Source organism: Streptomyces sp. NPDC054834 (assembly GCF_053611185.1).
In genome coordinates this window covers 246,816-269,699 of sequence record NZ_JBSGZV010000005.1, presented here as the reverse complement: position 1 = coordinate 269,699, position 22,884 = coordinate 246,816, and the positions used below count along the sequence as shown (strand labels likewise).

At 70.8% G+C, this 22,884-nt stretch carries 17 protein-coding genes and 1 tRNA gene; 7 read left to right on the top strand and 11 right to left on the bottom strand.

What is annotated here, in order from left to right; genetic code table 11:
- Window positions 1-141: 141 nt before the first annotated feature.
- Complete coding sequence (locus ACWGJM_RS10095; protein ID WP_453411183.1) at window positions 142-2,310, bottom strand: elongation factor G; 2,169 nt, start codon at window positions 2,308-2,310, stop codon at window positions 142-144.
- A gap of 966 nt (window positions 2,311-3,276) precedes the next feature.
- On the opposite strand from ACWGJM_RS10095, the gene ACWGJM_RS10090 reads away from it, so the two are divergent.
- Complete coding sequence (locus ACWGJM_RS10090; RefSeq protein WP_453411182.1) at window positions 3,277-4,533, top strand: MFS transporter; 1,257 nt, start codon at window positions 3,277-3,279, stop codon at window positions 4,531-4,533.
- A 112-nt stretch (window positions 4,534-4,645) separates the two neighbouring features.
- On the opposite strand, the gene ACWGJM_RS10085 is transcribed toward ACWGJM_RS10090, so the two are convergent.
- Both ACWGJM_RS10085 and ACWGJM_RS10080 read right to left on the bottom strand, forming a co-directional pair.
- Window positions 4,646-4,730 (bottom strand) — tRNA-Leu (locus tag ACWGJM_RS10085).
- A 231-nt stretch (window positions 4,731-4,961) separates the two neighbouring features.
- On the bottom strand, window positions 4,962-6,521 hold the full coding sequence (locus ACWGJM_RS10080; protein WP_453411181.1) for an aldehyde dehydrogenase family protein: 1,560 nt from the start codon (window positions 6,519-6,521) through the stop codon (window positions 4,962-4,964).
- A 278-nt stretch (window positions 6,522-6,799) separates the two neighbouring features.
- On the opposite strand from ACWGJM_RS10080, the gene ACWGJM_RS10075 reads away from it, so the two are divergent.
- On the top strand, window positions 6,800-7,972 hold the full coding sequence (locus tag ACWGJM_RS10075; RefSeq protein WP_453411180.1) for a low temperature requirement protein A: 1,173 nt from the start codon (window positions 6,800-6,802) through the stop codon (window positions 7,970-7,972).
- A 20-nt stretch (window positions 7,973-7,992) separates the two neighbouring features.
- Here ACWGJM_RS10075 and ACWGJM_RS10070 read toward each other — a convergent pair whose 3' ends face one another.
- The 4 genes from ACWGJM_RS10070 to ACWGJM_RS10055 all read right to left on the bottom strand — a co-directional run bounded on the left by ACWGJM_RS10070 (window position 7,993) and on the right by ACWGJM_RS10055 (window position 11,336).
- Window positions 7,993-8,676: a GntR family transcriptional regulator gene (locus ACWGJM_RS10070; RefSeq protein ID WP_453411179.1), complete on the bottom strand. Its 684-nt coding sequence runs from the start codon at window positions 8,674-8,676 to the stop codon at window positions 7,993-7,995.
- 143 nt (window positions 8,677-8,819) lie between these two features.
- Window positions 8,820-9,767, bottom strand: coding sequence for a beta-ketoacyl-ACP synthase III (locus ACWGJM_RS10065; RefSeq protein WP_453411178.1), 948 nt, complete (start codon window positions 9,765-9,767; stop codon window positions 8,820-8,822).
- Window positions 9,768-9,904: 137 nt separating this feature from the next.
- The gene (locus ACWGJM_RS10060) at window positions 9,905-10,033 is read right to left on the bottom strand and encodes an MFS transporter small subunit (RefSeq protein ID WP_453411177.1); all 129 of its coding nucleotides are present in this window, start codon (window positions 10,031-10,033) and stop codon (window positions 9,905-9,907) included.
- Window positions 10,008-11,336 (bottom strand): OFA family MFS transporter, encoded by a 1,329-nt coding sequence (locus tag ACWGJM_RS10055; protein ID WP_453411176.1) that lies wholly within the window; start codon window positions 11,334-11,336, stop codon window positions 10,008-10,010. The genes ACWGJM_RS10060 and ACWGJM_RS10055 overlap by 26 nt, the downstream gene beginning before the upstream one ends.
- A 183-nt stretch (window positions 11,337-11,519) precedes the next feature.
- On the opposite strand from ACWGJM_RS10055, the gene fdhD reads away from it, so the two are divergent.
- Entirely contained in the window at window positions 11,520-12,368 is an 849-nt protein-coding gene (gene fdhD, locus ACWGJM_RS10050; RefSeq protein ID WP_453411175.1) for a formate dehydrogenase accessory sulfurtransferase FdhD, read from the top strand.
- Between the two features lie 40 nt (window positions 12,369-12,408).
- On the opposite strand, the gene ACWGJM_RS10045 is transcribed toward fdhD, so the two are convergent.
- On the bottom strand, window positions 12,409-12,933 hold the full coding sequence (locus ACWGJM_RS10045) for an isochorismatase family protein (protein ID WP_453411174.1): 525 nt from the start codon (window positions 12,931-12,933) through the stop codon (window positions 12,409-12,411).
- 16 nt (window positions 12,934-12,949) lie between these two features.
- Window positions 12,950-13,390, bottom strand: coding sequence for a MarR family winged helix-turn-helix transcriptional regulator (locus ACWGJM_RS10040; protein WP_453411173.1), 441 nt, complete (start codon window positions 13,388-13,390; stop codon window positions 12,950-12,952).
- Window positions 13,391-13,514: 124 nt separating this feature from the next.
- Here ACWGJM_RS10040 and ACWGJM_RS10035 point away from each other — a divergent pair, with 124 nt between their 5' ends.
- The gene (locus tag ACWGJM_RS10035; protein WP_453411172.1) at window positions 13,515-14,432 is read left to right on the top strand and encodes a quinone oxidoreductase family protein; all 918 of its coding nucleotides are present in this window, start codon (window positions 13,515-13,517) and stop codon (window positions 14,430-14,432) included.
- A gap of 167 nt (window positions 14,433-14,599) precedes the next feature.
- Entirely contained in the window at window positions 14,600-16,498 is a 1,899-nt protein-coding gene (locus ACWGJM_RS10030; protein ID WP_453411171.1) for an exo-alpha-sialidase, read from the top strand.
- Between the two features lie 32 nt (window positions 16,499-16,530).
- On the opposite strand, the gene ACWGJM_RS10025 is transcribed toward ACWGJM_RS10030, so the two are convergent.
- On the bottom strand, window positions 16,531-17,544 hold the full coding sequence (locus ACWGJM_RS10025) for a bile acid:sodium symporter family protein (RefSeq protein WP_453411170.1): 1,014 nt from the start codon (window positions 17,542-17,544) through the stop codon (window positions 16,531-16,533).
- Window positions 17,545-17,715: 171 nt separating this feature from the next.
- Here ACWGJM_RS10025 and ACWGJM_RS10020 point away from each other — a divergent pair, with 171 nt between their 5' ends.
- Both ACWGJM_RS10020 and ACWGJM_RS10015 read left to right on the top strand, forming a co-directional pair.
- Window positions 17,716-18,582: a LysR substrate-binding domain-containing protein gene (locus ACWGJM_RS10020; RefSeq protein ID WP_453411169.1), complete on the top strand. Its 867-nt coding sequence runs from the start codon at window positions 17,716-17,718 to the stop codon at window positions 18,580-18,582.
- A gap of 430 nt (window positions 18,583-19,012) precedes the next feature.
- Complete coding sequence (locus ACWGJM_RS10015) at window positions 19,013-20,839, top strand: AMP-dependent synthetase/ligase (RefSeq protein ID WP_453411168.1); 1,827 nt, start codon at window positions 19,013-19,015, stop codon at window positions 20,837-20,839.
- 7 nt (window positions 20,840-20,846) lie between these two features.
- Here the strand turns inward: ACWGJM_RS10015 and ACWGJM_RS10010 are convergent, their stop codons facing one another.
- Window positions 20,847-22,877, bottom strand: a complete 2,031-nt coding sequence (locus ACWGJM_RS10010; protein WP_453411167.1) for a PQQ-dependent sugar dehydrogenase — start codon at window positions 22,875-22,877, stop codon at window positions 20,847-20,849.
- Window positions 22,878-22,884 lie beyond the last annotated feature (7 nt).

The window sequence follows — 22,884 nt, the reverse complement described above, 5'->3', positions numbered from 1 at the left end:
CGCGACGGTGGCCCCGGCGGGTCGCGACGGTGGCCCCGGCGGGTCGCGCCACGCCTTTCGGGGGACGTGACGCGGCCCGCCGGCGAGGCCGACAGGGCCGGCAGACGGCGGCAGGGGGCGGCAGGGCAAGGGACCGTCCTGCTACCGCGCCGGAGCCGCCGCCACAGTCGCGGCCGCGTCCGCCGCCGGGGCCGGCGCGTAACCGGTGGGCCTGGCCGTGAAGGTGCCCCGGCCCTGCGTCCGGCTGCGCAACCGGGTTGCGTAGCCGAACAGTTCGGCCAGCGGCACGGTGGCGGTGAGCACCGCGGCACCGCCGCGCGACTCGGAACCCGTGACCCGGCCGCGCCGCGCCGCCAGGTCGCCGAGCACACCGCCGACAGCGGCCTCGGGCACGGTGACCGTGACCTCGGCGACCGGCTCCAGCAGCACCATCGCGCACGCCCGCAGCGCGGCGCGCAGCCCGAGCCGGCCCGCCGTGCGGAACGCCGTCTCCGAGGAGTCCTTCACATGCGTCGCCCCGTCGGTCAGCGTCACCCTGAGCCCGGTCACCGGGTGACCGCCGAGGGGTCCCTCGGTCAGGGCGTCCCGGCAGCCGGCCTCCACCGCACGCACGTACTCCTGCGGCACCCGGCCGCCGACCACGGCCGACCGGAACTCGAAACCGCTGCCCCCGGGTTCGGCCGCGAATGGCTCCACGTCCAGGACGACATGGGCGAACTGCCCTGCCCCGCCGTCCTGTTTGACGTGCCTGAACACCAGCTGCGACACCCCGCGGACCACAGTCTCCCGATACGTCACCCTCGGACGGCCGACGGTGACGTCCGGCCCTGAATCGCGGCGTATCTTCTCCACCGCGACCTCCAGGTGCAGTTCGCCCATGCCCGACAGCACCGTCTGGCCGGTCTCGGGATCCGTCCGCACCACCAGCGACGGGTCCTCCTCGGCCAGCCGCGCCAGCGCCGACGCCAGCCGGCCGGTGTCGCAGCCGCGACGGGCCTCGACCGCCACCGACACCACCGGGTCGGCGACCGACGGCGGCTCAAGGACGAGCGGAGCCGCCGGATCGCACAAGGTGGAACCGGCCCGGGCGGACTTCAGCCCCACCACGGCGACGATGTCCCCGGCGACCGCCCGGTCCAGCTGGGCGTGCCGGTCGGCCGTCACCCGCAGGATCCGCGCGACCCGCTCGGTGCGCCGCGTGCCCGGGTCCCACACGGTGCCTCCCTTCTCGATCGTGCCCGAATAGACACGGACATACGTCAGCCGGCCGGTGGCGGTCGCGTTCACCTTGAACGCCAGCGCGGCGAACGGCGCCCCCGCGTCGGCGGGGCGAAGCTGCTCGGCGCCGTCGTGCGTCCCGCGTACGGGTGGGACGTCGAGCGGGGACGGCAGGTAGGCCACCACCGCGTCGAGGAGCGGCTCGGTACCGCGGTTGCGGTAGGCCGAGCCGCAGAGAACGACGAGGCCGTCTCCGGTGCGGGTCAGGTCGCGCAGGGCGGTGATGAGGGTGGGCGTGGATACTGCGGGCGGAGGTGTGCATACGATCGGCGGCGCAGTGGATGCAATCGGCACGGATGCCGTCGACATGTCGACGGTCGGCTGCATACAGAATTCCTCCATCGCCGCTGGATGCAGTTCGGCCACGGCCTCCTCCAGCGCCCGGCGCCGCCACCACGTCTCCTCCCGCAGCGCCTCGGGCACCGGCCGCTCCTCGACCGTCTCAGCGCCGTCGGCCCAGACCAGCGCACGCATGTGCACCAGGTCGACCACCCCGGTGAACGCGTCCTCCGCCCCGATCGGCAGCTGCACGACGAGAGGTGCCGGGTGCAGACGTTCCCGGATCGACGCCACGGCGGCGTCGAGATCGGCGCCCGCCCGGTCCATCTTGTTGACGAACGCGATACGCGGTACACCGTGCCGGTCGGCCTGTCGCCACACGGACTCGCTCTGCGGCTCGACCCCCGCGACGGCGTCGAACACCGCGACCGCGCCGTCGAGCACGCGCAGCGAGCGCTCGACGTCGTCGGCGAAGTCGACATGGCCCGGCGTGTCGATCAGGTTGATGCGGTGGCCGTCCCAGGCACAGCTCACCGCGGCGGCGAAGATGGTGATGCCGCGGTCGCGTTCCTGAGGGTCGAAGTCGGTGACGGTCGTGCCGTCATGGACCTCGCCGCGCCGGTGCGTGATGCCGGTCGCATACAGGATCCGTTCGGTGACGGTGGTCTTGCCGGCGTCGACGTGGGCGAGGATGCCCAGATTGCGGACGGCGGCCGACGGAGTGGTGGAGTACGGACGGGGTGCGGTGCGCATGGCCCGATGCCTTTCGCATGGATGCGGAATGGGCGGCGCGATTCCCGGGCAGACAAAAGCCGATCGACCGTCAACAGGGGGTCGTCGGTGGGCACCGAAGCGACGGATGTGGCATGCGAATGCGGAATACGTCAGCGGTGTGCCGCGGGGTTCCGGTGCCGGCCGCGCTGCGGGCACCGGGCGGACGAGGACACGAGGATCACCTCGTACCGGGAACGGGGAACGGCGACGGCGGCGTGGTCACACACGGCGCGGCTCCCCTCACTCGTCGGCTGGTCACGATCGGCGCACCGTGCTGTGGTGGCGGCGCGCGACGCATCGTGAGTGTAGGGAGGACGGCCGCCCCGGAGCACGGCATTTTTTTCGGCGCCCGGTATTGCCGAAGCTCCCGAACAGGCGGAGAAAACACGGAGATTCCCGTTCGGCACCGTTTCTCCGCGCTCTTCCGGGAATTCGTTCCACCGGCCCGACATTTTCCGGACATTTGCCCGACGGGCATCGGCCAACTTCGGGGCGGCGGCGACGCGTTGTCACGCCGGGACCGGCATCCCGGGGGCTGCACACAGCGAGGGCTCCTCCGTACCAGCGCTTGTCCGAAAATCGATGGTCCCGTGTCGCTGACAGAACACCGGTGGACGGTGACCGGAGCACCGGCCCGCCGATCGGAATGGCGGTGATCACACCCCTGGCACACGGCAGTTGCGCCGCAGCAGCCCGCGGACGGGCGGCCGGGACGGCCGTCGAAGCCCGGCATTCCGGGGTACCGGAACGCCGAGTGCCCATTTCCCCCCGGTACCGGACATGGCCGAGAAGCCGGGATACAGGTGTCCGGACCGGGGCTCCTTCGCAACCGCCCGGGCGGTGTCCCGGGGATGGCCGGTGGACGCCCTCCCGCTCCTGGAGCAGACCTAATCTGTTCCGCAGCAGCCTTGAAGTGATCACGGCAAGCAGATGGATGGGACTCGATTGGACACGCACAAAACGCGGAAGACGAGGTTCGCCACACTGCGCCGCGGTCTGCTGATCCCGGCCCCCGCTCTGGTACTGATCGCGGGAACGCTCTTCTCACGCGTGGGCGACTCCCTCGCCTCCCTCGGTATGGTGCTGGACGCGGCGGACCACGGCATCCGCTGGGGCGTCACCGAGGTCTTCCTCGCGGAACTGATCCCCACCGTCCTGGCCGCTCCCCTCGTCGGGGCACTGGTGGACCGGCTCAGCGCCCGGTCGGTGTGCCTGTCGGCGCTGGCTGTCCAGGCGCTGTCCCTGGGTGCCGCCGCCGCAGTGGACGGTTTCCACGTGCGGGTGGGGCTGATCGCGCTGTCGGGGCTGGCCGGTGTGGCGTCGGTGACGGCCGGCTTCAAGATGCTGCCGGTGGTCGCTGGTGGCGAGCACACCGGACGGGCCAACAGCCTGCTCACCGCGGGGCTGTCGACGGCCGGGCTGATCGGACCGCCGCTGGCCGGCTTCCTGCACTCCGGGCGGGGCACCGCGTTCCTCCTCGGCGCCGACGCCGTGTCGTTCCTCGTACTCGCCGGGTGCACAGCGCTGGCCGTCCCGCGCCGTACGGACGTGGCGGTCGGACGCCGGCCGTCCGCGAAGCTCTCGGACGGCTACCACGCCCTGCGCGAGGCCCCGGTGGTGGGCATGCTGCTGCCCACGCTCGCCGCGGCGATGCTGGCCACCAGCGTCGAGGGTGTCGCCGGCGTCTTCTATCTGCGGGACGTGGCCGACGGCAACGAAATCCTCTTCGGGTTCTTCCTGGCCACCTGGGCGCTGGGCAGCATTCCGGGTGCACTGCTGGCCGGCCGCGCGGGCTGGTCGGCGCGGCACTCCGCGCTGATCCTCGGCGGAGTGCTCGGCATCTCCGTCGCACTGCTGTCCGCCGGGCTGCTGCCGGTGGCCGCGGTGATCTTCCCGCTGTTCCTGCTGGGCGGGTTCGGCAATGGTGTATGCAATGTCGGTCTACGAAATGCCGTACACAGTCAGGTGCCGGCAGAGGTACACGGCAGCGCGTGGGCCTGCTACCAGGCACTGTCGCGGATCTGCATCGGCCTGGGCTTCGTCCTGGGCACTCCGAACGCCCTCGTCTCCAGCCGCGGCCAGGTGATCGTCTCCGGTGCCGTCCCGCTGGCCTTCTCCCTGTGGGCGCTGATCGGCCTGGGCCGCCGGGGGCAGTCGTTCCTCGGGGAGTCCCCGGCCGGGATGGGCAAGGTCTCGGGCTGAGCCGCCCCGAGCCGAGGGACCGGGCCTGCCGGCAGACGCGGGACGCGGACAACGCGGTAGCGGAAAGGGTGCCGACCGTCGAACCGGTCGGCACCCTTTCCGAGAAGAGAAGTGTCCGAGGGGGGACTTGAACCCCCACGCCCGATAAAGGGCACTAGCACCTCAAGCTAGCGCGTCTGCCATTCCGCCACCCGGACCAGGTGTCTGCCGCCTTGCCCGGGGGTCTTCCCCGCGGCGACATGGACAACAATACCAAGGTTTCGGAGTGCGTTTCACCTGCATATCCGCCGTGTGGGCGGGACCACGGGAGCCGATGCCCCCACGGCCCCGCACCCTCACAACGGGTGAACACCGTCTCACTCTCCGGTGGCGCAAGGTGTCCCGCGGCTGTTCGTCACGGCCGGAGCGGAGTCACGGCAGGAGCGGAGTCACGGCAGGAGCTGGTAGTCCGGGAAGTTCCCGGGCAGCCGTTCCCCGGCCGGGCCCTGCGTGACCGCGCGCACCAGGAGCTCTCCGCCGACGAAGGCGCCGCGCCAGGACGCGCCGAACCCGCCGAAGAGCTCGTCGCGGTCACCGCGCGAGCGCGGCTTGCCGTGGCCGACCTTGAACGCCCGGATCTGCGGTGCCAGCCGGTCGTAGGTCGCGCGGTCGTCCGTGGCGAGCGTGGCCACCAGGGCGCCGTTGGAGGCGTTCATCGCGGCCAGCAGTTCGGCCTCCGTGTCGACCAGGACGATGGTGTCGACCGGGCCGAACGGCTCAGCGTGGTGCAGCGGGGACGACGGCGGCGGGTTGAGCAGGGTGACCGGCTGTACGTACGCGGAGGTGTCCTGGCCCGGAAGGAGGCGGGCGTCGGCGAGCCTGCCCCGGTGCAGCGGGACGGCGCCGCGGTCGACGGCCTCGCTGACCTGGTCCGTGAGCTCCTTGGCCTTGGCAGCGTTGATCACGGGGCCGAAGTCCAGTTCGGGCAGGGCGTCGTCCGGGTTCTCGACGGCCAGCGGGTGGCCGACCTTGATCGTACGGACCGCCGGGAGATAGGCGGCGAGGAACTCGTCGAACAGCGCGCGCTGGACGACGAAGCGCGGGTAGGCGGTGCAGCGCTGCTTGCCGTAGTCGAAGAGTTTGGGGACGACCGCGGTGAGCGCGTCCCAGTCGGAGAAGTTCCAGATGCCCCAGGTGTTGAGTCCTTCCTGTTCGAGGACGTGCCGCTTGCCGAGGTCGGCGACGGCCGTGGCCACTGCGGCGCCGGTGTCGCGCCCGCCGACGAAGGAGATGCAGCCGATCTCGGGCGCCCGCACCAGCGCCTGGGACAGCTCTCCGCCGCTGCCGCTGACGAGGGTGACGGGAATGCCCTCGCGCGCGGCCAGTGCCGAGGCCAGGGTGAGGCAGGCGACACCGCCGTCGGTGGGAGTCTTGGCGATGACCGCGTTGCCCGCCAGGGCCTGGACCAGCATGGCGTGAACAAGCACGCTCATCGGATAGTTCCAGCTGGCGATGTTGGACACGGGGCCGTCCAGCGGGGTGCGGCCGTCGACCATCGGCTCGATGCCGTCGACGTACCAGCGCACGCCGTCGATCGCCCGGTCGACGTCCGCCCGCGCCAGCCGCCAGGGCTTGCCGATCTCCCAGACGAGCAGCAGGGCGAGCAGGTCACGGTGCTCGGTCAGCGCGTCCAGGGTGGCCGCGATCCGGGCCCGGCGTTCGGCGAGGGGAACGTGCCGCCAGGCGCGGTGCTGGTCGAGTGAGGCGCGTACGGCCTGGTGTGCGGTGTCCCGGTCGAGGCGCGGCGCGCCGGCGATCGGGCTGCCGTCGACCGGCGTGGTCGCGGGCAGCGGCCGCCCGTCCGGCTGCCAGGCGCCGCCGAAGAGGTTGAGGACACGGTCGTCACGGAAGGCCTCGGGAGCGACGGAGAGGCTTCGCTGCCAGGCGTCGTTCCAGGACGTGCCCGGTTTCAGGATGAGGGGGCGGTTCGTGGTCGGGGTGGATGCCATGGGTAGCTCCGCTCTCGGTGCAGGCTCGGGGCGGGGTGTGGCCAGGGTCGTCCTCGGCGCCTGAGCCCGCTTCGACGCGGACTCGGGCCGGGGTGTCCTACGTCGTCGGGCGCGGGCCCGTGGCCGTGGCCGTGGCCGGACGGCAGGCGGGGCCGCGCCCCGCTCCAACGCAGCCTTGACACGGGGTGGTTGGCCCGCATCGCGGCATCCGGCGATGCGGGCCGGCCCACGTCGTCCCTCTACGATCGGCTCACCGATCACCGGAGGGGGAACACCGAATGGACACCGCGACGGAGGAGACAGGGCGCCGGGTCACCACGCTGGAACTCTTCTTCGACCTGGTCTTCGTCTTCACGCTCACCCAGCTGACGGTGCTGCTCGCCGCCGACCTGTCGTTCGCGACAGCGGGCCGCGTGGCGCTGATCTTCGTGGTGCTGTACTGGATGTACGCCGCCTACGCCTACCTCACCAACCAGGTACCGCTCGACCGCCCGTCCCGGCGTCTGCTGCTGATGCTCGGCATGGCCGCGTTCCTGGTGTGCGCGCTGGCGATCCCGCGGGTCTTCGACGACACCGGCGTCGTGTTCGGGCTCGGCTTCCTCCTCGTCGTGATCGTGCACACGGCGCTGTACACGCGCAGCCACGGCTGGGACTCGATCTGGTACGGCGTGCCGAACGCGCTGGCCGCCCTCTCGGTCACCGCCGCCGGCCTGGTCGACGGCCTCCCGGCGGACGGCCTGTGGATGCTGGCGCTGTCGCTCCAGTTCGTGACGCCGTTCGTGGCCGAGCACGGCCCCGGCCGCCGGGACGGGCGTACGGCCGCGACCCTGCGGGTCCAGCTCGGCACACTGGACCCGGCGCACTTCGTGGAGCGGCACGGACTGCTGCTGATCGTCGCGTTCGGCGAGTCGGTGATCTCCATCGGCGCCGGCATCGGTGAACTGCCTCTCACACCCGGTCTGTTCGGCGGTGCGTTCCTGGCGCTCGCGCTCGCCGTCGCCCTGTGGTGGACGTACTTCATGCGCGACGAGGAGGGCGCCGAGGCCGCGTTCCGGGCGACGCCGCCGCCGTACCGCTGGCGGCTGGCGATGAACGCCTACTACTACGCCTTCCTGCCGATGCTGCTGGGCATCGCGTACCTCGCCGCCGGGGTGAAGAAGACGCTCGGGCATCTCACCGAGGAGCTCGCCACCGGCCCGGCGCTGGCGCTGGCCGGCGGGGTCGCGCTGTTCCTCGTCGGTGATGTGGCGTTCAGAAGGGCGATGCGGCTGCTTCCGGTGCGGCACCGCGCGGTCGCCGCACCGGTCGCGCTCGCCGCCGCGTTCCTCGGCGTCCGGTGGTCCGCGGCCGTCGAACTCGTCGCCCTCGTCACGGTGTTGGTGGCGATGCTGGCGATGGAGGCCCGTTGGTGTACCGCCGAGAGGCGTGGCCTGGACATGGCACGCGCCTGAGGCCCCGGCCTCCGCCTCCGTCAGGACTTGTCGCGCGCGTGGTACGACCGCCGGGTGTGTTCGGTGTGCTCGCGCATCAGCTGGGCGGCGCGCTCCTCGTCGTGGCCGGTGATGGCGGCGACCAGATGCTGGTGCTCCTCCCAGGACTGCTTGCCACGGGAACGGGCCACCGGCGTGTAGAACCAGCGCACCCGGCGCTCGACCTGCCGGCCCAGCTCGGCGAGGACCGCGTTGCCCGACAAATCCATGATCTTCGCGTGGAAAGCGGTGTTCAGCGCCACGGCGGTGGCGATGTCGTCAGGGTGGTTGGCGACGGCCGACATTCCCCGGATCAGCAGTTCCTCCAGGGCGTCGATGCCGTCGTCGTCCGCGTGCACGGCGGCGAGCCGGGCCGCCTCGGCCTCCATGAGCGTCCGGACCGTCAGGAGCTGGTCGGCCTCCTCCTCGGTCGGCTCGTGCACGAACGCGCCCTGGGCGGGCCGCAGATCGACCCAGCCCTCGGTGTTCAGCCGTTGCAGCGCCTCGCGCACCGGCTGCCGGGACACCCCGAGGTGCCCGGCGAGTTCGCTCTCGACGAGGTGCTGGCCGGGCTGCAGCGCGCGGGTGGTGATGAGTTCGAGCAGCGCCTCGTAGACGCGGTCGCGCAGTGGGCCGGGCCGTTCGAGTTTGGGCACTGCTCCCTGCGGCAGTCCGGTCGACAACATCGCGGGTCCCCCCTTCTCGGCACACCGTCCGCCGTGGACGGTGTGCGCGTATGCAGTGGACGCCCAGTATCGATTGTCTTTCGTCTACAGTCTACGGTGCACAATCGGCCGTAGACCGTGAACCGGGCGCGTGACTGGTGATCTCAAGGGCACCGTACGACCTGCCCGGCATAGGACAGATTGCCGCCGAAGCCGAACAGCAGGACGGGGTCACCGCTGGAGAGCGCGCCCCGCTCGACGAGCTTGGACAGGGCCAGCGGAATGCTGGCGGCGGAGGTGTTGCCCGATTCGGTGACATCGCGCGCGACCACCGCGTTGACAGCACCGATCTTCTCGGCCAGGGGTTCGACGATGCGCAGGTTCGCCTGGTGCAGGACGACTCCGGCGAGGTCCTCGGGGGCGGTTCCGGCGCGCTCGCACGCCTTGCGGGCGAGCGCCGGCAGCCGGGTCGTGGCCCAGCGGTAGACGCTCTGCCCCTCCTGCGCGAATCGCGGCGGTGTGCCCTCGATCCGCACCGCGTGCCCCATCTCCGGCACCGAACCCCACAGCACCGGCCCGATCCCGGGCTCCTCCCCCGCACCGGACGCCTCGACGACGACGGCCCCCGCCCCGTCCCCGACCAGGACACAGGTGCTGCGGTCGGCCCAGTCGGTCACCGCGGACATCTTGTCGGCACCGATGACCAGGGCGCGGGTCGCGGCACCGGCGCGGACCGTGTGATCGGCGGTGGCCAGGGCGTGGGTGAATCCCGCGCACACCACGTTGACGTCTATCGCGGCGGGCTCCGGAATACCGAGCCGGGCCGCGACCCGGGCCGCGTTGTTCGGGGAGCGGTCGATCGCCGTGGAGGTGGCGACGAGGACCAGGTCGATGTCGGCGGGGGCCAGGCCCGCCGCGGCGAGGGCCTTGGCGGCCGCGTGCGCGGCGAGTTCGTCGACCGGCTCGTCGGGGCCGGCGAGGTGCCGGGTGCGGATGCCCACCCGGCTGCGGATCCACTCGTCACTGGTGTCGACCATGCCCGCCAGGTCCTCGTTGGTGAGCACCTTGGCGGGCTGGTGGTGGCCGATGGCGATGATGCGCGAGCCGTTCAACTGGGGTCCCCTCGTTCAGCGTAAGCAGCGGGATCCACCAGTCTGGGCAGTGACTCACGGGTACGACGGCAGGTGAAGCCACAGGAATCGGGCGCCGGTGTTGTCGGCTTCTGTCAGACCCTCGGACGCCCGAGCATTCACCCGGTGAACAGCTGGGTCGCCTTGTGCACGAGTTCGTAGAGCCCGTACCCGAGCGGCGCGGCCACCCACAGCCAGGCGAACGCGATCAGTCCCCGTCGGCTAGGCGGACTGGTGTCGCTGGACATCGGCGGCCTCCCTCGGCGCGGGGACGTGGTGACGGGCGTGGACGGGGCGTACGAGCTCGTTGGCGACGAACCCGACGACGAGCAGGCCGATCATGATCGCGAACGACAGCCCGTACAGCGCGGATCCGTGCTTGCCGGCCGCTTCCTGGCGGTCGGCGATCCAGTTCACGATCAGCGGCCCGAGCACGCCCGCGGTCGACCAGGCGGTGAGCAGCCGTCCGTGGATCGCGCCGACCTGGTAGGTGCCGAACAGGTCCTTCAGATAGGCGGGGATCGTCGCGAAGCCGCCGCCGTAGAAGGAGAGGATCACCAGTGCGCACAGGACGAACAGCGGCTTGGCCGAGTCGCCGGCCAGGGCGAGGAGCAGGTATGTCAGCGCTCCGACGCCGAGGTAGACCCGGTAGATGTTCTTGCGCCCGATCAGGTCGGAGGCCGACGACCAGCCGATCCGGCCGGCCATGTTGGCCGCCGACAGCAGGGCCACGAAGCCGGCGGCCGCGGAGGCCGACACCGGCGTGGAGCTGTCGGCGAAGAAGTCCGTGATCATCGGCGCGGCCTTCTCCAGGATGCCGATGCCGGCGGTGACGTTGGTGCAGAGCACGACCCACAGGCACCAGAACTGAGGGGTGCGCACCGCGCTGCGGGCCGACACCTGAACGCCCTCGAGGGAACTCACACCGCGGTCCTCGTGCCTGTCGGCGCGCGGGACCCGGACGAGGAGGACGCCCAGCGACATGAAGACCGCATACGAAAGACCGTGGACGAGGAACGCGAGCGCGATCCCGGAGTGGTCCGTGCCGAACGAGTCGAGCATCTGCGCCGACCAGGGCGAGGCGATCAGCGCACCGCCGCCGAAGCCCATGATGGCGATGCCGGTGGCCATGCCGGGCCGGTCCGGAAACCACTTGATCAGGGTGGAGACGGGTGAGATGTAGCCGATGCCGAGACCGATACCGCCCACGAAGCCGTAGCCGAGGACGATGAGCCAGTACTGCTCCGTCTGCGCGCCGAGCGCGGAGAGCAGGAAGCCCGAGGAGAAGCAGACGAGGGCCACGGTCATCGCCCAGCGCGGGCCGTTGCGTTCGACGAGTGTGCCGCCGAACGCGGCCGACAGGCCGAGCATCACGATGGCGAGCTGGAACGGCAGGGCGCTCTCGGTGCCGTCGAGGTGGAGCGCGGCTTCGAGGGACGGTTTGAAGACGCTCCAGGCGTAGGCCTGGCCGATGGAGAGGTGGACGGAGAGAGCGGCGGGCGGGACGAGCCAGCGGCTCCATCCCGGGGGCGCGACAGGGGGGCTGCTCATGAGGCCGAACGGTAGGGGCCGGGCAGGGACGTTGAAAACCGGGCACGTCGACCGTATGCGATGAACGGTATTCAGAATGCGGTGAACGGTCGGCATGCAACCCTTGGCGTGCTGTCCTCCACGCTGCACGTGCAGGACAATGAGATGGCTACCAGCACGTACAGAACCGGGGCTGATCAGGACATGGGACGAGTCACCGAACGACGCAGGGTGATCCGCATCCGCGACGGGGCGGTCTCCGCCCGCCCGGACACGCTCGTCGCCGAGGAGCCCCTGGAGATCAGACTCAACGGCAAACCGCTCGCGATCACCATGCGCACGCCGGGCGACGACTTCGCGCTGGCCGCGGGGTTCCTGGTGAGCGAGGGTGTCCTGGCGACCACATCCGATCTGCTGAACATCGTCTACTGCGCGGGGGCGACGGTCGACGGCTCCAACACCTACAACGTGGTGGACGTGAAGACCGCGCCCGGCGTCGCGCTCCCCGACTTCACGCTGGAGCGGAACGTGTACACCAGCTCCTCGTGCGGGCTGTGCGGCAAGGCCAGCCTGGACGCGGTCCGTACGACGGCCCGCTGGCCCATCGCCGACAGGCCCCCGATACGTGTCGCGCCCGAACTGCTCGCGGCCCTCCCCGACCGGCTGCGAGCGGCCCAGCGGGTGTTCGACCGGACCGGCGGTCTGCACGCGGCGGCCCTGTTCGACGAGGACGGGGAGCTGCTGGACGTCCGCGAGGACGTGGGCCGGCACAACGCGGTCGACAAGCTGGTCGGGCGCGCGTTGCAGAACGGGGACCTGCCGCTGTCCCGCACCATCCTGCTGGTTTCCGGCCGGGCCTCCTTCGAGCTGGCGCAGAAGGCCGTGATGGCGGGCATTCCGGTGCTGGCGGCGGTCTCGGCACCGTCCTCGCTGGCGGTGGACCTGGCCGCCGAGACCGGGCTGACCCTGGTGGGCTTCCTGCGTGGCAGCTCCATGAACGTGTACGCGGGCGAGGACCGCATCGCTCTGCGGGCCGCGGCCGCCCAGGGCTGACCCGCCTCGGTCGTGGGTCTGCCGGCCTGCCGTCGGCCGGTCAGGATTCCAGCCGCAGGTCCTGCGCGCGCACCACCGTACCCAGCCGGGGAAAGTCCAGCGTGACCGAGGCCTCGTGCTCGGCGGCGGTGAAGGCGGCCATGGCGTTCTCGACGAAGACGAGGTCGTAGCCGAGGTCGGCGGCGGCGCGGGCGGTGGACTCGACGCCGAGGTTGGTGGCGATGCCGCCGAACACGAGCGTGGTGACTCCTCGCTCCCGCAGCCGGGGGGCGAGGTCCGTGCCCTGGAAGGCACCGATCGTACGCTTCACGATCTCCAGGTCGCCGTCCCGCGGAAGGCCTGCCACCAGTCCGCTGCCGGACGGCTGCTCGGCGACGCCGGGACGTTCGACGCGGACGAGCACGACGGGCGCGCCGGCCGACCGGAAGACGGTCGCCAACTGCTCGGCGACGATGAGGACTTCGGATCCCTTGCGGGGTTCCAGGGGCAGCGCGACGATGCGGTCCATCAGGTCGACGAGGACGAGGGCGGTGCGCGCCGGATCGAGAGTGAGAGGTGCGGTCATGACGGAACGTTAGCCGTCATACGCCGTCCGTACCGGAAATCCGGGTCAGCAGGTCCATGAACTGGTCGCGCTCGGCCGCCGACAGCGGGGCGAGCAGCGCGTCGTTCGCCTCCCGGGCCGCCTTCTCGCAGCGGGTGAGCAGCCGGGCGCCCTCGTCGGTCAGGGAGACCGCGTTCTTGCGGCGGTCGCGGGGGTCCGGTGCGCGGACGACGAGGCCCGCGGCTTGCAGGTCGTTGAGTACGCCCACCAGGTCCTTGGGGTCGAGTCCGATGCTGCGGCCGAGGTCGGCCTGGGCGACGGGGGCGAGATCGCGGACGGCGGAGAGTACGACGTGGTGCCACATCTTCATGTCCTGCGCCGCCAGCGCCTCGGCGACCAGCGCCCGGCCGCGCGCGGCCGCCCGGCCGAGGATCCAGCTGGGGAGGGAACGGATCGCGGAAAGGGGGGCTTCGGCCATGCGGACAGCCTACCGGCCAACCGTTGGACTTCCCAACGAATACCCTCTAACGTTGGGGCTCCCAACGATTGCGGACGGTTCAAGAGGGTACTCCCGCGCTCCGTCCGCTTCTTCAGGAGGTGCGATGCGTCGCGTCCGGTACGAGTCCCCCGGCGGCCCACTGCTTCTGGAGGACGCCCCGGTGCCCGAGCCCGGCCGCGGCGAGCTGCTCGTGCGCACCGAGGCCGTCGGCCTCACCCTCCCGGTCGTACGCAAGGTCACCGAGGTCGCCGAACCGGTCCCGCTGGGCGGTGAGATCGCCGGGGAGGTCGTGGCGGTCGGCGACGGGGTCACCCGGTTCGAGGCCGGCCGGCGTGTGACGGGACTGTGCTTCGGGCACGGGTACGCCGACTTCGCGATTCTCCAGGAGGCGATGGCCTCCCCCGTGCCCGAGGCCGCCTCCGCCGTCGACGCTGTGGCACTGGTCCGCAGCGGACTGGTCGCACTCGGCGCCCTGGAGGCGGCGCGGCCGGAGCGCGGCGAGGCGGTTCTGGTCACGGCGGCCGCGAGTGGCGTCGGCCACCTCGCCGTCCAGCTGGCGCGCCTGCGCGGCGCCGCCCGGGTGGTGGGCGCCGTGTCCGACCCGGCCAAGGCGGACTTCGTCCGCTCTCTCGGCGCCGACGACGTCATCTCGTACACGGACGACAACTGGGGGGATCCCGTCGACTGCATATTGGATGCGGTCGGCGGCGACCTGCTCACGCCCGCGATCGCCGCACTCGCCCCGGACGGCCGACTGGTGGCGTACAGCTCGGGCGGCGGGACGATCCAGGCGTACGACCTCCTGGTGGGCGCCAAGTCGGTGATCGGGTTCCAGATGGCCCGGATCGCCCGAGGCCGGCCGGAGCTGTACGAGCGGTGGCGGGTAGAGCTGTGGCGGCTGTTCAGCGAGGGCGCGCTGCGGCCCGCCGTGCACGGGGAATTCGCGCTGGAGGACGCGGCCCGCGCCCATGAGGTCATCGAGTCGCGGAGCAACCTCGGCAAGGTGGTGCTGCGCCCCTGACCCGTCCCGCCGCTCCCGGGAAGTGGCCGCACGCTTCTTGTGGGGCGCCCGAGGAGCCAACTACCGTCGTGGGAAAGCACGTTGGACGTGGAATGTCCCGATGTCCCAATGTCCAGAGATCCGGATGTCCGGATGCCGGATCAGGTGGATGAAGGGCAGGTCGCACCATGCCGTCAGGTTTTCGTGCACGCCCGAGACACATCCTGGCCGCCGTTCTCACGGCGGCCGCGGTGCTCCTTCCGTTCCTGCTGCCGCACCCGGCACAGGCCGGACCGGCCGCTTCCGCAGCCGACTCGGCCGACTTCGAACAGCAGGTCCTCTTCAAGGCCTCGCAGGACCCCGGTTACGCCTGCTTCCGCATCCCCGCGATCGTGCGGACGGCAAAGGGCACACTGCTGGCGTTCGCCGAGGGACGGGTCCTCAACTGCGGGGACGCGGCCGACATCGACATCGTGGTGAAGCGCTCCGCCGACGGCGGCCGCACCTGGAGCCCGTTGCGGGTCGTCACCGAGGGCGCCGGTGACACGCACGGCAACCCTGCACCGATCGTGGACCGCGCGACGGGCCGCGTCCTGCTGGCGGAGACCTACAACACCGGCCGTACGGACAGCGGGAGTTGCCAGGTCCCCTGCGACCGTACACCGCACCTCCAGTACAGCGACGACGACGGCCTGACCTGGTCCGAGCCGCGCGACCTGAGCCCGGAGATCCTGCCTCCCGACTGGAACTCCTGGTACGCGACCGGACCGGTGCACGGCATCCAGCTCACCCGGGGCCGGCACGCCGGGCGGCTGGTGTTCGGCGTCAACACCGAGACCTGGAACGGCAGCAGGGTCACCGCCAACCACGCGGCGCTGATCGTCAGCGACGACGACGGCGACCACTGGAGGGCCGGGGCCACCGACACCTGGCCGATCGCCGCCGACGGCACCTTCCGGCAGAAGCCGTCCGAACTGACCCTCACCGAGCGCGCCGACGGCTCCGTCCTCGTCAGCGGCCGTGAACAGGACGGCACCGACCTCGGCCACCGCACTCAGACGGTCAGCCGCGACGGCGGCGACAGCTTCGCCACCCCGTTCCGCGACCTCCCGGACCTCTACGCCCCTCAGGTGCAGGGCTCGACGCTGCGCCTGGGCGACCGCATCCTGCTGGCCTGCCCGGGCGACCCGGACCGCCGCCGGACGATGATGATCCGCTCCTCCTACGACGGCGGACGCACCTGGGACAGCGTGGACCGCGGAACGGTCGTCACCACGGACTGGTCCGGCTACTCCGACCTGGTGCGTGTCGACCACGACACGGTGGGCCTGATGTACGAGGGCGGTGCGGTCGACGCCCGCGACGAGATCCGGTTCGCCCGCTTCACCGAGGACTGGCTCACCCCGCGCCGCGGCCCCGACCCGACCACCGCCGACCTCGCCCCGCACGCCCCGCACGCGGCCGTGCTCGGCGGCGCGGAGGAGACGGACGGTGTGTCGGGCGGCGCGCTGGAGCTCGACGGCGTCGACGACGCCGTACGACTGCCGTACCGGGCCCGGCTGCCGCTGGGCACCAAGGACTTCACGGCGTCGCTGTGGTTCCGCTACACCGCCACGACCGGCGAGCAGCCACTGCTGTGGATGGGCGGCATCGGTACCACCCAGCCCCAGGTCTGGCTGCGCGGCGAGCCGGACAGTGACCGCGTGCGCGGGCTGATCACCGTACGGGACGGCGCGACCGCTGTGCGTACGGCGACCGTGAGCACCGTCGGCGCCTACAACGACGGCCGGTGGCATCATCTGGCGCTGCGCCGCGGCGGCGGCCGGTTGACGATTTTCGTAGACGATATGCAATCCTCCGTAGCCGATGTCCCGGGTTCCGTGAGCCGCAACTCCCCGTTCGGCGTGCACATCGGCCAGCGCATGGACAGCCGGGCCTTCTTCACCGGCGCCATCGACGACGTGCACGTCTGGGACCGGGCGCTGAACGACGACGAACTGGCCGGCCCTCCGGAGCCGGAGCCCACCGAGGACACCGTGCTGTGGCTGCCCCTGGACCACATCGGCAAAGGCCACGGAGCAAGCTGAACAACCGGGGAGAGCGACGGTCCCGGCAGCCGTCAGCGGGTACGTGGCCCGCTGCCGGCGGCGGTCCGTGACGCCGCGGCCGACGCCGTCGGCGTCACGGGCGTCTCCGGATCGCGTGCCCGGCGCCGGGCGATGACCGCGCACACCATGAGCTGCATCTGATGGAAGAGCATCAACGGCAGGACCGCCAGCGCGGCGTGCGCGCCGAACAGCACGCTCGCCATCGGCAGCCCGGAGGCAAGGGACTTCTTCGACCCGGCGAACTGGATGGCGATCCGGTCCTCACGGCCGAAGCGCAGCGCGCGGGCGCCGTACCAGGTCAGGGCGAGCATCACGGCGAGCAGTACGGCCTCCACGGCCAGCAGCCCGGCCAGCCGGACCGCGCTCACCTGGTGCCATATCCCCCGCACCATGCCCTCGCTGAACGCGGTGTAGACGACCAGCAGAATGGAGCCGCGGTCGACCAGCCCGAGGACCTTCTTGTGCCGGGCGACGAAGTCCCCCACCCGGGGCCGCAGCACCTGCCCGGCGAGGAACGGCACGAGCAACTGCAACACGATCTTCGCGAGCGAGTCGGCGGAGAACCCGCCGCCGGCACTGCCGAGCAGGCCGGCCGCCAGCAGCGGGGTGAGCACGATCCCGACCAGCGAGGAGAAGGAACCCGCGCAGATGGCCGCGGGCACGTTTCCGCGGGCGATCGAGGTGAACGCGATCGACGACTGGATCGTCGACGGAACGAGCGTGAGAAACAGCAGGCCCTGGTACAGCGGCTGGGTCAACAGCACCGGCACCAGCCCTCGCGCTGCCAGGCCGAGCAGCGGGAAGACGACGAAGGTGCAGGCCAGGACGGTGACGTGGAGCCGCCAGTGCTTCAGTCCGTCCACCGCCTCACGGGTGGACAGCCGGGCGCCGTAGAGGAAGAAGAGGAAGGCGATCGCGGCCGTGGAAGCGCCGGAGGCGACATCCGCGGCCGTGCCCCGGGCCGGCAGCAGCGCTGCGAGGCCCACCGTGCCGAGCAGCAGCAGGATGTACGGGTCGATCGGCATCCGACTCGGCCGGTGCAGGCGTTTCACAGTGCTCCATCTACGTTCGTACGCTGCGCTTGAGAGGTGCCCCACAGCCGGAGGACCTCCCTCCATGGTCCTCCTCGGCAACCCGATCGGGAATGCCGCACACCACTCTGACTGTCATCACATTCCGCGATATACCCTCGGCGTGTGTACGACCCCGCGCAGCTGCGCACCTTCCTCGCGGTGGCCCAGACGCTCAGCTTCACGCGGGCCGCCCGGCGGCTCGGGCTGCGCCAGTCGACCGTCAGCCAGCACGTGCGCCGGCTCGAGGACGCCGTCGGACGCCAGCTGTTCCTGCGGGACACGCATTCCGTGGAGCTGACCGAGGACGGCGAGGCCATGCTCGGCTTCGCCCGCCGGATCCTGGCGGCGCACGAGCAGGCGGCGGCGTTCTTCACCGGCACCCGTGTGCGCGGCCGGCTGCGGTTCGGCGCGTCGGAGGACTTCGTCCTCACCCGGCTGCCGGAGATCCTCGAGGGCTTCCGGTACGACCATCCCGAGGTCGATCTCGAGCTGACGGTGGAGCTGTCGGGCACCCTGCACGAACAGCTGGCCACCGGAAAACTGGACCTCGTCCTGGCCAAGCGCCGCCCTCAGGACCCGCACGGCGAGCTGGTCTGGCACGACGACCTGGTCTGGATCGGCGCCGAACGGCTCCGCCTGGATCCCGACCGGCCGGTGCCGCTGATCGTGTATCCGCCACCGGGGATCACCCGGACGCTGGCGCTGGAGGCCCTGGAACGGCAGGGCCGGTCGTGGCGGATCGTCTGCACCAGCGGCAGTCTCAACGGGCTCGTCGCGGCGGCGCGGGCCGGCCTCGGTGTGATGGCGCATTCCCGGGGCATGATCCCGCCCGGCCTGTTCCGGGTACCGGAGCGGGCGGGGCTTCCGGCACTCGGAAGGGTCGACTTCGTCCTGGTGCACGGACGTGTCCGCGCTTCGGCGCGGGACGCGGCGGACGCGCTCGCGGCGGCGATCCTGGCGGGCGGGGAGCGGCTGCATCGGCGGAGCTGACATCACACACCGTCTGCATACAAAATACAACACCTGCATACAGAACGCCGTGCGCGAGGCCCGGCCAGGGTCACAGGGGGCTCTGCGCACCGCGTTCTCCGAGCACGCCCCGCCGCGTCATGGCCGTTGCTCCGGGACGCGGGTGGCGCATGGTCCGGGACGCCGAGTGGCACAAAACGCACGGTCCGAGTGGACGTTCGCGTGCTGCGGGCGCCGTAATCGCGGCGTACAGATTCGGTGGAGATTACGGCGGCGAAACTTACTGAACCGTAAGGATTCTGTCCGACCCTTCCCCATGTGCGGGCATTTTCCGGTCGTTGGCCTACACAAACGTGAGCTTTGCTCGGTTTCCGCCCCCCTCCCGCCCGGGTGTGCGGGTGGGGTAGCTTTCACGGCGCTGGGCGAGCGTCACAAGGAGCGGGGAGCGGGTTTGCGCGAGTTCACGAACCCTCCGTTGGCGTCGGCGCCACCGGTGGGGGGTCTGGCCGACGTCGTCTTCGAGCATGCCCTCGCGGACCCGCTGCACGTCGCGCTCGGCCGCAAGGATGAACTCGGCCGGTGGCGCGATGTGACCGCCGCCGAGTTCCGCGACGAGGTCCTCGCCCTGGCCAAGGGACTCCTGGCCCGTGGCGTCCGCTTCGGCGACCGGGTCGCGATCGTCTCCCGGACCCGCTACGAGTGGACCCTCTTCGACTTCGCGCTGTGGACGATCGGCGCCCAGGTGGTGCCGGTCTACCCCACCTCCTCGGCCGAGCAGTGTTTCTGGATGCTGTACGACGCCGAGGTGTCCGCGGCGGTGGTGGAGCACGAGGACCACGCGATGACCATCGCCACCGTCATCGACCGGCTGCCGCACCTGCGCCAGCTGTGGCAGCTGGACGCGGGCGCGTTGCAGGAGCTGTACGACGCGGGTGCTCACCTCGACGACGAGACGGTGCACCGGCACCGGCAGGCGGTCACCCCCGACTCGATCGCCACCATCATCTACACCTCCGGCACCACGGGCCGGCCCAAGGGCTGTGTCATCTCGCACGGCAACTTCATGTTCGAGGCGGACACCGTCATCGACCGCTGGGAGCCGGTGTTCCATTCCAAGAAGGGCGACGAGGCGGCGACGCTGCTGTTCCTGCCGCTCGCGCATGTCTTCGGGCGGATGGTCGAGGTGGCCGCGATCCGCGGAAAGGTCCGGTTCGGCCACCAGCCCCAGCTCAACGCCGCCGCCCTGCTGCCCGACCTTCAGGCGTTCAAGCCGACGTTCATCCTCGCGGTGCCGTACATCTTCGAGAAGGTCTTCAATTCCGCCCGCCGCAGGGCGGAGAAGGAGGGCAAGGCCGGCCCGTTCGAGAAGGCCGTCGAGATCGCCGTGAAGTACGCGGACGCGGTCGAGGCGAAGGCCTGGGGTATCGGCCCCGGGCCCTCGGCGGCTCTGCGTATGCAGCACCAGCTGTTCGACAAACTCGTGTATACAAAGGTGCGCGCGGCGATGGGCGGTCGCATACGGAATGCGATGTCCGGCGGTTCGGCGATGGACCGCAGACTCGGACTGTTCTTCGCGGGCGCGGGCGTGCAGATCTACGAGGGGTACGGGCTGACGGAGTCGACCGCCGCCGCCACCGCGAATCCGCCCGAGCGTACCCGCTACGGCACGGTCGGTCAGGCCATCCCCGGCGTCACGGTGCACATCGCCGACGACGGCGAGGTCTGGCTGCACGGCGCCAACGTCTTCCAGTGCTACCTCAACAACCAGAAGGCCACCGACGAGACCCTGCACGACGGCTGGCTCGCCACCGGCGACCTGGGTAGCCTCGACGAGGACGGCTACCTCACCATCACCGGCCGCAAGAAGGAGATCCTGGTGACCTCCGGCGGCAAGAGTGTGTCGCCGGGCGTGCTGGAGGAGCGCGTCCGCGACCATCCGCTGGTCAACCAGTGCATCGTGGTGGGCAATGACCGCCCGTATGTCGCGGCCCTCGTCACCCTCGACCAGGACGCCGTCGAGCACTGGCTGCAGATGCGGGGCAAACCGAAGATGTCGCCCGCCGAACTGGTACGGGACGCCGACCTGGAGACGGAGGTGCGGCGGGCGGTGGTCGCCGCCAACACCCTCGTCTCGCAGGCCGAGTCGATCCGTACGTTCCGTATCCTCGCTCAGCCCTTCACCGAGGAGCACGGGCTGCTGACGCCTTCGCTGAAGCTCAAGCGGAAGGCGATCGAGAACGCCTACGCCAATGAGGTGGACGCCCTCTACCGGGCCTGACGGCCAGTCAACTGATGGTCAGGCGGAACAACTTGTCCGACCCGTCCGCCGCCCCTCCGTTGTTGTCGCAGTTGGTCGTCGACAGCCACAGCTGATCGGCACCCGGCACCTTGGTGACTGTACGCAATCGACCATAGGTGCCGACGTAGTACGCGGTCGGCGTGCCGACGCTCTCGTTGTCGCCGTTGATCGGGATGCGCCACAGCCGTTCGCCGCGCAGGGACGCCATGTAGACGACGTTGCGGACGATGGCGATGCCGCTCGGGGAGGCCTCCGCGACGTTCCAGGTGGCCTTGGGGTTGGTCATTCCGGCGACGCTGCAACTGCCTTCGCAGGCCGGCCAGCCGTAGTTGGCACCGGCCTTGATCAGGTTGAGTTCGTCCTTGGAGCTGTTGCCGAACTCCGCCTCCCACAGACGTCCGTTGCGGTCGAAGGCGAGGCCCTGCGGATTACGGTGGCCGTAGGAGTAGACGTAGTTGCCGAAGGGGTTGCCGGGGGCCGGCTTGCCGTCCGTCGTCATGCGCAGGATCTTGCCGTTCAGGGAGTTCTTGTCCTGCGCGAGGTCGGGTGTCTGGGCCTCGCCGGTGGAGACGTACAGGTAGCCGTCGGGGCCGAAGGCGAGGCGGCCGCCGTTGTGGTAGCGGTTCTTCTTGATGCCCTGCAACAGGACCGTGTAGCCGCTGAGTTTCGTGCCGTCGTAGGTCATGCGGACGACCCGGTTGCCCTCGGTGGCCGTGTGCATGAAGTAGACGTAGTGGTTGCTGTCCCACTCGGGGTCGACGGCGACGCCGAGCAGGCCGCCCTCGCCGTTGGTGGTGACGGCGTTCGGGACGGTTCCGACCTGGGTCCTCGTGCCGTCCTTGGTCACCTTCCAGACCCGGAAGTCGTCCCGCTCGGTGACCAGCGCGGACTTTCCGTCGGGCATCCAGTAGGTGCCCCAGGGGATCGTCCAGCCGGTGGAGAGGGTGCTGATGGAGGACGGGACGCCGCCGTCCGTCGCGCAGGCCCTGGTGGTGAGGTTCACCGTGTTGCTCTGCGGGGACACGTTGCCGGCCGCGTCGCGGGCGACGACGTTCAGTGCGTACGGGCTGTCGCAGGCCAGACCGGTGAGTGTGGTCGTCGTACCGCTCGTGACGGTCTTGTAGACGGTGGTGCCGCTGCGCACGTCGTACGCGGCGACCGCGCGGTCGTCCGTGGCGGCGCCCCAGCTCAGGTCGGCGCTGTTCGCGGTGACAGCGGAGACGGAGAGCGTGCCGGGAGCGGTGGGCGGGGTGGTGTCGGAACTGGGCTTGGTGGTGCAGTCGACGACGGGGCTGGCGGAGGAGGTGTTGCCGGCGGCGTCGCGGGCGATGACGGTCAGGTCGTAGGTGGTGTTCGGTGTGAGGCCGGTCAGGGCCTTGGAGGTGGAACTCCCCGGCACCTCACCGATCTTGTTGCCGTGTTCGTAGAGGTCGTATGCCGTCACGCCCACGTTGTCCGTCGAGGCGCCCCAGGCGAGGGTGAGGCCGTCCTCGCCGATGTCCGGGCAACTGGGTTGGCCGGGGCGGGTCGGGGCCTGGGTGTCGGCCGCCGCGCCGATGCCGACGCGGTCGAGGTTGGGGCCGCCGTCGGCCGTGGTGGCGGTGGCGCGGATCTTGTTGGAGCCGGCGTTCAGCGGGACGTTCACGCTCTTGGTCGCCCAGGTGTTCCAGTCGGTGGTGGCCGGGAAGGAGACGGCGGGGGCGACCACTGTGCCGTTGACGGAGATGTCCATCGGGCGGTCCGTGGACGTCCCGTTGGCGAACCGGAGCGTCGCCGACGTGGTGCCCGCGGTGGCAGCGTTCACCGTGAACTCCACGTAGGAGCCCTTGACGTTGGTGTAGTCGACGAAGCCGGTGCCCGTGTAACCGGTGTGGTTGGTGGCCACGGTGCCCTGGGAGATGACCGCGTCCTCGGCCTGGTAGTCGGTGGCCGCGTGGGCGGGGCCGGAGGTCAGGCCGACGAGCGGTGCGGCGAGTGCCAGGGAGAGGCCCCACGGCAGTGCTCTGGTGGGATTCATGGTTGTC